A 9,080-nucleotide genomic window follows, 5' to 3' on the forward strand; every position below is an offset into this window, starting at 1 on the left:
TAAATCTTCATTTTTTAATTCTGTAGTAAAGTATAACGCTTTCGAAAATTATAAAAACTATCGATAAGTCCTACGATAGCTAAAGCAATCACTGTAAAAAATGTTAATAACAATAAAGCAATGTAAACTATTATTATTATTAATACCATGTCTTTTCGATTCATTACTAATCGATGAAGGATACTTAACCCCCCGATCATAAAGGGAAATAATAACACAGGATAGATATCCATTAGCCAACTTGGCTGCCAAATTAAACCAATACTAGCAATCATTAAGAAACTTGCACCCATATGACTAATACGAATTTTAGTAAATTCAAGTTGTAATCCTCCAGGAGAAAAGAGAGCTGTTTGCCACCAACGAACTAAAATCAGCAAAACAACCATCCCAAATAAAACAAAAAAAACAAAGCTTCCTGTGGTAATAGCAGAGAGATGCTGAGCAAATTCTACAGAACAATCGGCGCTTAAATGGAAAGTTAAAGCCCAATCATTAGCCTTAAAATAATTATGGATTAATATTATCCATATTTGCCGAATATTAGGAAAAATAAGGTGCACTACAAAAACTGCTAAGACACCAATTACAGCAGCCACTTCTAAAACCCATTGCCAAGAAGCAGTATAGCGTAGAATCAAGGCAAATATAAACATTAAAGCACATTGGATAAGTAATAAATCAAACTGATAAAAAAATCCAAAATGACGGGTAACTGCCAATGCAATTGCAGGCAAAAGAACAAAAGCTAAAATAGTTAACCCCGCTTTATAGCCTTTTTGGAGAGTAACTAATCCCAAAATTAAAGTGGTAACGAATCCTATAGGTAGAAAAAAAGCTAATAATGAAGAAGCTAGCGCAGCCATAGCTGCGTAGATGTTATCAGCTAATAAATATTTCCCTAATCTCTTCATTAAATATATTGCTCTCACCCTCCTGCTAATCACAAAAAGAGGAGAGTAAATTTCTCTTATCGATGCATATCACAATATGGCAATAAAGCCAAATAACGAGCTAACTTAATAGCACGAGACAATTGGCGCTGATATTTAGCACTTGTTCCAGTAATCCGACTCGGAACCATACGACCAGATTCCATAATGTAATCTTTTAATGTATCGATATCTTTATAATCAATTTTTTGAATATTTTTTGCTTTAAAAACACAGAATTTTTTTCGACGAAATGACATATATATTTCCTCTTAAACCTCTTCAGATATTTTAGGAGTTTCCTCAACGACAAATTTTAATTTTTCTTTTTGAAGCTTCCCTTTTTCAATACTTTGCATAATAGGTGAAGGCTCAGTAATCGCGTAATTACGTTTTAAAATTAAATTGCGCATTACTGCATCATTGTAACGAAAAGCATTTTTTAGCTGATCTAGAACAGCTTGATCGCACTCAATATTCATCAAAATATAATGAGCTTTATAAACTTTATTGATAGAATAAGCTAATTGTTGACGCCCCCAGTCTTCTAAGCGATGAACTTTACCTCCCTTGTCTTTAATCATTGCTTGATAGCGCTCAACCATTGCCGGTACCTGTGTGCTTTGGTCGATATGGACTAGAATCACGATTTCATAATGTCGCATTAGTTATTTTCTCTCAGTTTAATAAGAGCCCCTTTCGAGGTTTAAATCGGTGGAGCAAGGATCGCAGTATTCTAACTAATCTTACAAAAGATATCAAATTTAATTCAAAGTACCCAGATTCTACCTTAAGCTGTTGGCTTTGTAGATTTTTGAACCTAAAGCATATCATTGGAAAGCAATCTCTTAGAAATTTATGCTATGATTAGAAAAATCCCATTATAAGTCCAGAAAACTATGTTGCTCAATGAAGATACTGGTATTGGTAATTATCATATTCAAGCCTATGATGCCGAATCTGTTACGATTAACAAAATTCTCTATACGTCAAGTATGATTGTCTCCCCCTATATACTTATTCCTGAGTGGAAACCAAAATCTTTAGAAGACTTAAAAGCAGAACATTTTCAAAGTGTTTTGTCTTTAAATCCCGAAGTAGTTATTCTTGGGACCGGCAAAAAATTTATTTTTCCGCCTCAAGAAAAGCTTATGCTGCTTCTCCAAAAACGAATTAGGATTGAATCCATGGACACAGGTGCTGCTTGTCGAACTTATACAGCACTAATATCCGAAGGGCGGAAGATAGTAGCAGCATTAATCATAAATAATAATTCATGAAAATCATGAGAAAATTAGTTATTTTAGGAGCTCAAATTAATCTTCTAGTTGGAGACATTGAAGGTAATAGCCAACTTATCATCGATACAGCTAATCGCGCTTATCGCGAGAATAAAGCAGATATTGTATTATTTCCAGAATTAGCCATTACAAGTTATCCACCCGAAGATTTACTTTTTCGACCTGCACTTTATCAACGTGTGCATCAAGAACTTCAACGAATTGCTAAAGCAGTTAAACACACTACCATTGTTGTAGGATATCCAGATTTTCAAAAAAATCGTTATTATAATAAGGCGGCAGTAATTGCTGATGGTAAAATAATAGCGACCTACGCAAAACATACTCTACCTAATTATCAAGTTTTTGACGAAAAACGTTATTTTTCCTCCGGAGATCAACCTTGTATCATTGAAGCTAAGGGAATTAAAATTGGTCTATTAATTTGTGAAGATTTATGGTTGGAAAGCCCATTAAAACATGCTATCAAAGCCGGAGCACAATTAATAGCCTGCATTAACGCTTCCCCTTTCAGTCAAGACAAATCTCATCATCGACGCGATTTATTAACGAAACGTACCCAAAAATATCGTATCCCTATTATTTATTTAAATTTAATTGGAGGACAAGATGAACTTGTTTTTGATGGTGGTTCAATGGTATTTAATCAAAATGGAAAACGTGTTCAGCAAGGCGCTTATTTCAAAGAAGAGTTGATGGTTATTAAATTTAATCTTAAAAACCCATTAGAGGTTTGCACTAAGTATCCTTTGCCACCTGAACCACTACAGGAAGAAAAGATTTATAACGTTCTCGTACTAGGTGTTCGTGATTATATTAATAAAAACAAGTTTCCTAGCGCCATCATTGGTCTTTCAGGAGGAATAGATTCTGCTTTAACGTTAGCCATTGCTGTTGACGCTATCGGGCCATCACGTGTAAGTGGAGTCCTGATGCCATCCTCTTTTACTTCTTCTATGAGCATTGAGGATGCAAAAAGAGAAGCTCAAGCACTAAAAATTTCGACTTTTCTTATTGATATTAATTCAATATTTAAAGCTTTCCTTGGAAGCCTTCCATCGGAGTTTATGGGACTCTCTCGAGAAGATGTTACTGAAGAAAATTTACAAGCACGTATTCGAGGCACATTATTAATGGCTCTTTCCAATAAAAAAGGAGCTATTGTATTAACCACCGGAAACAAAAGTGAAATGGCTGTTGGATACACTACTTTGTATGGCGATATGGCTGGAGGCTTCGGAGTCTTAAAAGATGTTTATAAAACAATGGTATATCGTTTATGTAAATACCGTAATACTATTTCACAGGTTATTCCTGAGCGTGTTTTAACTCGGGCACCTTCTGCAGAATTAGCTCCCAATCAAAAAGATCAAGATACCTTGCCACCTTATCCAATGCTGGATGAAATTTTGGAACGTTATATTGGAAGAGATGAAGATCCGAACACAATTGCGGCTTCTGGTTTTGATATTCATATAGTTAAAAAAGTAGTCCGAATGATCAATCATAATGAATATAAACGACGCCAAGCACCGATTGGTATCCGTATTACAAAACGCGCTTTTGGAAAAGATTGGCGGTACCCAATCACCTCTGGTTTTTGAAAAGATGTTTAGAGCGTATTTTAAATTCTAGGTATTGAGAAAAATCTCGTAAAAATTTTTCGGGAACCTTGAAAGCAACAGATAAACAAAATAATCGCTCATTGTTAAATTGTTTACATTTAACTGCATCTTTTTCTGTCATAAGGATTATTTTATTATCTTTGAATTTAAAATCTTTTTCCTGGTAAAAATAATGATCAGGAAATGCGTGTTTTATTACTTTTGCTCCTAATAATTCAAGCTGATGAAAAAAACTGTTGGGATTCCCTAATCCAGAAACGGCATGGATAGTTTTCCCTTGTAAGTCTTTAAAATTTATTTTTTTTACTGGATTTTTTAATTGATAAATTTTTACAGGATATAATTGCTTTGTAATAAGAAAATCCACAGTATTTAATCTGGATTTAGGTTCACGTAAAGGTCCTGCCGGCAAGTATAATCCATTTCCAAATTGACGATCTGAATCTATAACAGCGATTTCAATATCTCGTGATAGTGAATAATGCTGCAAACCATCATCGCTAATAACAACATTGCAACTGAAATTTTTCAATAAGTGTTCTATAGCAGCCACTCGATTGATACTGACCACCATTGGGCAACCAGTTTTTGCTAATAAAATCGCTTCATCACCAACCAGGTGAGGATCACTATTTGGCGTAACTACTTGGGGCTGATTTTTAATTTGCCCACCATAACCACGACTAATCACTCCTGGTTGAAATCTCTGCTTTTTTAAATAATTTAGAAGCCAAATTGCTAAAGGAGTTTTTCCGCATCCACCCACAGTGATGTTTCCTATTACAATGATAGGTATTGAAAATTGTCGATTTTTTTTAAGCCCAAGAGTATAGGTCGCTCTTCGGAGAGCGATAGCCAGTCGATATAACAAAGAAAAAGGAATTAAAAGGCAACTTATCCAAGATCGTGGTTGGTACCAAAACTGTGGTGCTGTTATCATTTTATAGATCCTCAGCAGCAACAATCCCAGGGGATTTTTCCAAGAATTGCATCCGATATAATTCTGCATAAATTCCTTTTAAAGCCAATAGTTGCTGATGAGTTCCTTTTTCTACAATGCGCCCCCCTTCCATTACAATAATCCAATCCACCTTCTCAATGCTAGACAATCGATGTGCAGTTATTAATGTAGTCCGTTGATACATTAGGTTTTCCAACGCTGTTTGGATATGTCTTTCTGCGTGGGTATCTAACGCAGACGTTGCTTCATCAAGAATAAGAATCGGAGAATTTTTAAATAAAGCACGAGCAATAGCGATCCGTTGACGCTGACCTCCAGAAAGAAGAACACCATTTTCTCCTACAAAGGTATTTAAGCCTTTAGGCAATTGATCAATAAATTCCATCGCATGGGCCGCTCGAGCTGCTTCTATAATTTTTCTTTTATCGATCCGTCCTACTTGACCATAAGCAATATTATTTAAAATACTGTCATTAAATAAGATGGTGTTCTGAGACACTAAAGCAAATTGATTACGTAATTCTTGCAAATGAAATTCTTGAATATTAATGCCATCAATTTTAATGATACCTGAGGAAATTTCATAAAATCTCGGTAATAAATTAATTAACGTAGACTTTCCAGCTCCCGATCGACCAATTAATGCAACTGTTTGTCCTGCCTCAATAGTCAAATTAATATCTGAAAGAATAGGTTTTTGGCTTTTATCATAAGTAAAAGAGACGTGAGAATATCCTATGGTACCCTTTGCCCGTAATAAATGACGCTTTCCCTTGTCCTTTTCAATGTCTTCATCTAACAGTTTGAAGATACTTTCCGCACCGGTAATACCTTTTTGAATGTAACTATTTACCATAGTGAGTCGACGCACAGGGCGAAGCATCATGATCATTGCAGAAACTACAGAAACAAAGCTACCGGCAGTTACCTTCAAAGAAGGCTGAGTAGCAACAAATAAAATCAGAGCAATCGGGATAGCAATGAGTAATTGTACTAATGAAGTACTGACACTATTAGTGACTACAACTTTTAATTCACGTTGTTGATTTACTTTAGTGGCACTGCAGAATTTTTTATTTTCATAACTTTGTCCTCCAAAAAGACGAACTACTTTATAAGCTTCTATGGCCTCACTTGCAATATGCGTAACTTCACCTACAGATCGTTGTACGATAGTACTTAATCGGCGTAACCGTGTACTACAAATTTTCATTACCGAAGCAATAATTGGAGTAATGATCAAAAAAAATAAGGTTAATTCCCAATTGACTAAAAACATTACCGTCAATAAGCCAATTACTAAAGAGGATTCTTGGAGTGTAATTACTAAAGCATCAGAACTGTCTTGAGCAACTTGCTCTACATTGTAGATTACTGTAGATAATAAATAACCTGAACTGTGCTGATCATAAAAATTAGCAGGTAAACGTAATAAATGACTAAAAATCATCCGTCTAAAATCCATTACAATATTACGAGCTACTCGATTAATAAAATAAGTTGATAAAAACCAGGCCATCCCTCGCAATAAAAAAATTAATATAATGATTAAAGGAAGCCATCGAATAAAACCGATATCATGTGATATTAGTCCATGATTAATAATTGGTTTCATTAGCCAAGCAAATCCAGCATCAATTAGCGAAACTACTATCGTACCAATAATCCCAAGAATAAAGATTGCCCAATATCGTTTGGTGACTTGCAAAAGACGTCCATAAGTTTTAATGCTTTTTCGTTTAAGTTTTTTTATCAAAAGCTTGGCTCTCTTACCAAAAATAACACCACTTACAAGTGGGCCCAAATGGTCATTTTATCGTCGGAGGAAATCTGAATGCAAATAGGAGCATTTATGAGAGTATTTAAAGCATTGGCTCTTTTCCTTTTATATCTTTTTACCTTACCGGATAACTCGAGAAATGATAACGATATCCATAGCCTTTTAGAAAAAAATATACTGAGGATAGACAGTATAAATAATGGATTTTATGGTAAAAAAATACTTCCATGGTATATAAAACAATGAGCAATTCATCTTCGAAAATTAGGTTTCTTTGTAAAAAAACAACTTTCCTTGGAATTTCTTGTATACATTGAGTAACAAAAACAAAGCTCTCTGTTGAACTGAAATTCTCAACATATAGAAGCTATTTTATTTAGGTACCTAGCTCCCGTTTTCTGGTAATAAAAAATTAAAACGAACACTATTTTTATATAGATTTTTTCCGCATCCCAAGCTTCTCACCAAAGCTTGGGGGGAAACAATTCGCATGTATTGATTTTCGCATGTATTTATTAAAAATAAGCAGCATAAAGATTTAGATGCAACTTTACTATTAAAAGTAAAACATGATCAAGTATCCCAATAATAATAAACAATCCTTACCAAAATAGTTACCCAAAAATTTATTTCTTATTTCCTTAGAAATACCAAGAAAAAATCAAAGAAAAACCCCAGGATAATCTCATTTATTATCCCAGCTACTATTTTAGAAGCAATAGTGTTATATTATAAGACTATGTTATATTATGAAACTAATCAATAGTATATTATATCATTGCATTAATCCAAGGTAATTCATTTATCCCATAGGGATGAGGTAGACTGATAGTAAATTGTATGAAGTAAAGAAGATAATTATTTTAAATCTTTTCCTATAAAGGGCTACACAACAAAAACAAAATAATACAACATAATAAAAACCAATAACTCACCCTACAACACGCATATTATACATGTTCAATATTATTAGTATTATAATAATACACCTAACCCACTACTTAATGCGGACATTGTTATACATAAAGAATAACAATCATTTAAAGAATAATAATTAAATTTTCTAGAAGAGCAAACAAGAGTAAATTTTGAACAAAATAAAGTAAAGCTATTACAATTTTATAAAAATCACTCTTTCCATTTAAAGACATTGAGTAATACGAGATGTGTGAAGCTTGGCTAGTATTCTATAAATATTCAGAAAAAAACTACCTAAAAAATTATAAGGTTCCAAGATAATAATCACCAAAAATACTGCTAATAATCTTTAGCCTATATTAATACTGATACCAGCCTATTACAAAACAATCCCAAAATAAATATTCCAATCATGATAACTACTCTCTCATTAAGTGAAAAAAATTAGAGCTAATAATCAGTACGAAATACCCCTGACTATATACTTATACCCCCTACACTTATACCCCCTACCTGGAATAACAGGACAATTTATGTAACAAAAAAATCGCTCCCTTAAATAATCCTCCTTAAAAAATAAATAATAGCGATAATAAATTACATCTACAAACCTAAAATAGCTACTAAAGAATTTGTGATACCTGCATTTTGAAAGATTTATCATTGAGAACTCCATAATAATAAAAAACTTTAAGAATTTCCTGTCAGCCTTGAAAGGAGAGCTACTAATTCAGCATTTTAAAAACCCTTTTTAGTATTGGGGTTTGAACAAACTTGCACAAATAATCTATCGTTGCTTCCCACAGTAATTATTTTAATAATTTAATTAGCATCTAATGTATTATTAAACTAGTGACTCAAACGCCGTTAATAAACAACCATTGTTGATCTTTCAATTTTCAGGATTAAAGAGCTTATTTAAGAGAAGATTCAATATTATTAGTAAACACGAACAGTCGTCTACTATTTTAGTAGTAGGATGCTTTTCCTATAAATTCAAGTTAATAAAAGACAATTATTTTTATAATTTAAGATTATTTTTATGATTTAATGAATTCAATAAAAATTGAATTAAGTTTCTAACTTATGTGCTTAAGGCAAAGTATGAATTTAACTGGTTTATAACCACAGAATGGTTAATAAAATCTAAAAGCAAGTGACATATACCACGATTTGTATTGCTCAAAAAAAAGGAACCATACAAATTTTCACGTAACCAACAAATAATCCGATTCTAAGTAAATTTTTTATTTAATACCCTAATAAATACTTGTGTAAATAAGTAAACAAATATATTCCTTTATCAGGGGAGGAATCCTCTTACATTAAGTAAAATAAGAACGCAAAAATCAAGCAAAAATATCATAAAATTTAAATTTAAATTAATTTTAAAAAAAATCATAAATAAATTAATAAAATATACGATAATTTATCGAGCCATAAATTTGTATTAAATAACTCTAAAAATGCAATTTTTCTTTCAGAAAAGTCAATATAGTTTAAGAGAAGAATTCAGAAATTCTGGCATACAAAAAACCAGTAGAGGGAAAGAGGTCGTTAAGC

General features: G+C 32.7%; 7 protein-coding genes. 2 read left to right on the forward strand and 5 right to left on the reverse strand.

Annotated elements, in window-relative coordinates:
* Positions 1-14 precede the first annotated feature (14 nt).
* From CLERM_RS02645 to rpsF, 3 genes are read right to left on the reverse strand one after another with little or no spacing between them, the layout of a single operon-like run.
* Positions 15-914: a hypothetical protein gene (locus CLERM_RS02645; RefSeq protein WP_102157045.1), complete on the reverse strand. Its 900-nt coding sequence runs from the start codon at positions 912-914 to the stop codon at positions 15-17.
* Positions 915-970: 56 nt separating this feature from the next.
* A complete protein-coding gene (gene rpsR, locus CLERM_RS02650; RefSeq protein WP_102157046.1) occupies positions 971-1,192 on the reverse strand; it encodes a 30S ribosomal protein S18 in 222 nt (73 codons plus the stop codon).
* Between the two features lie 12 nt (positions 1,193-1,204).
* Positions 1,205-1,597 (reverse strand): 30S ribosomal protein S6, encoded by a 393-nt coding sequence (gene rpsF, locus CLERM_RS02655; protein WP_102157047.1) that lies wholly within the window; start codon positions 1,595-1,597, stop codon positions 1,205-1,207.
* A 234-nt stretch (positions 1,598-1,831) separates the two neighbouring features.
* On the opposite strand from rpsF, the gene CLERM_RS02660 reads away from it, so the two are divergent.
* Both CLERM_RS02660 and CLERM_RS02665 read left to right on the forward strand, forming a co-directional pair.
* Positions 1,832-2,212, forward strand: a complete 381-nt coding sequence (locus CLERM_RS02660; RefSeq protein WP_102157048.1) for an Mth938-like domain-containing protein — start codon at positions 1,832-1,834, stop codon at positions 2,210-2,212.
* A gap of 5 nt (positions 2,213-2,217) precedes the next feature.
* Complete coding sequence (locus CLERM_RS02665; RefSeq protein WP_102157055.1) at positions 2,218-3,837, forward strand: NAD+ synthase; 1,620 nt, start codon at positions 2,218-2,220, stop codon at positions 3,835-3,837.
* Here the strand turns inward: CLERM_RS02665 and lpxK are convergent.
* Positions 3,821-4,798: a tetraacyldisaccharide 4'-kinase gene (gene lpxK, locus CLERM_RS02670; RefSeq protein ID WP_102157049.1), complete on the reverse strand. Its 978-nt coding sequence runs from the start codon at positions 4,796-4,798 to the stop codon at positions 3,821-3,823. The two genes, CLERM_RS02665 and lpxK, sit on opposite strands and share 17 nt — an antisense overlap.
* 1 nt (position 4,799) lies before the next feature.
* Complete coding sequence (msbA, locus tag CLERM_RS02675) at positions 4,800-6,575, reverse strand: lipid A export permease/ATP-binding protein MsbA (RefSeq protein WP_420838482.1); 1,776 nt, start codon at positions 6,573-6,575, stop codon at positions 4,800-4,802.
* Positions 6,576-9,080: the final 2,505 nt, after the last annotated feature.

Origin of the sequence: Coxiella-like endosymbiont, from assembly GCF_002871095.1 — a bacterium.
Classification (GTDB): domain Bacteria; phylum Pseudomonadota; class Gammaproteobacteria; order Coxiellales; family Coxiellaceae; genus Coxiella.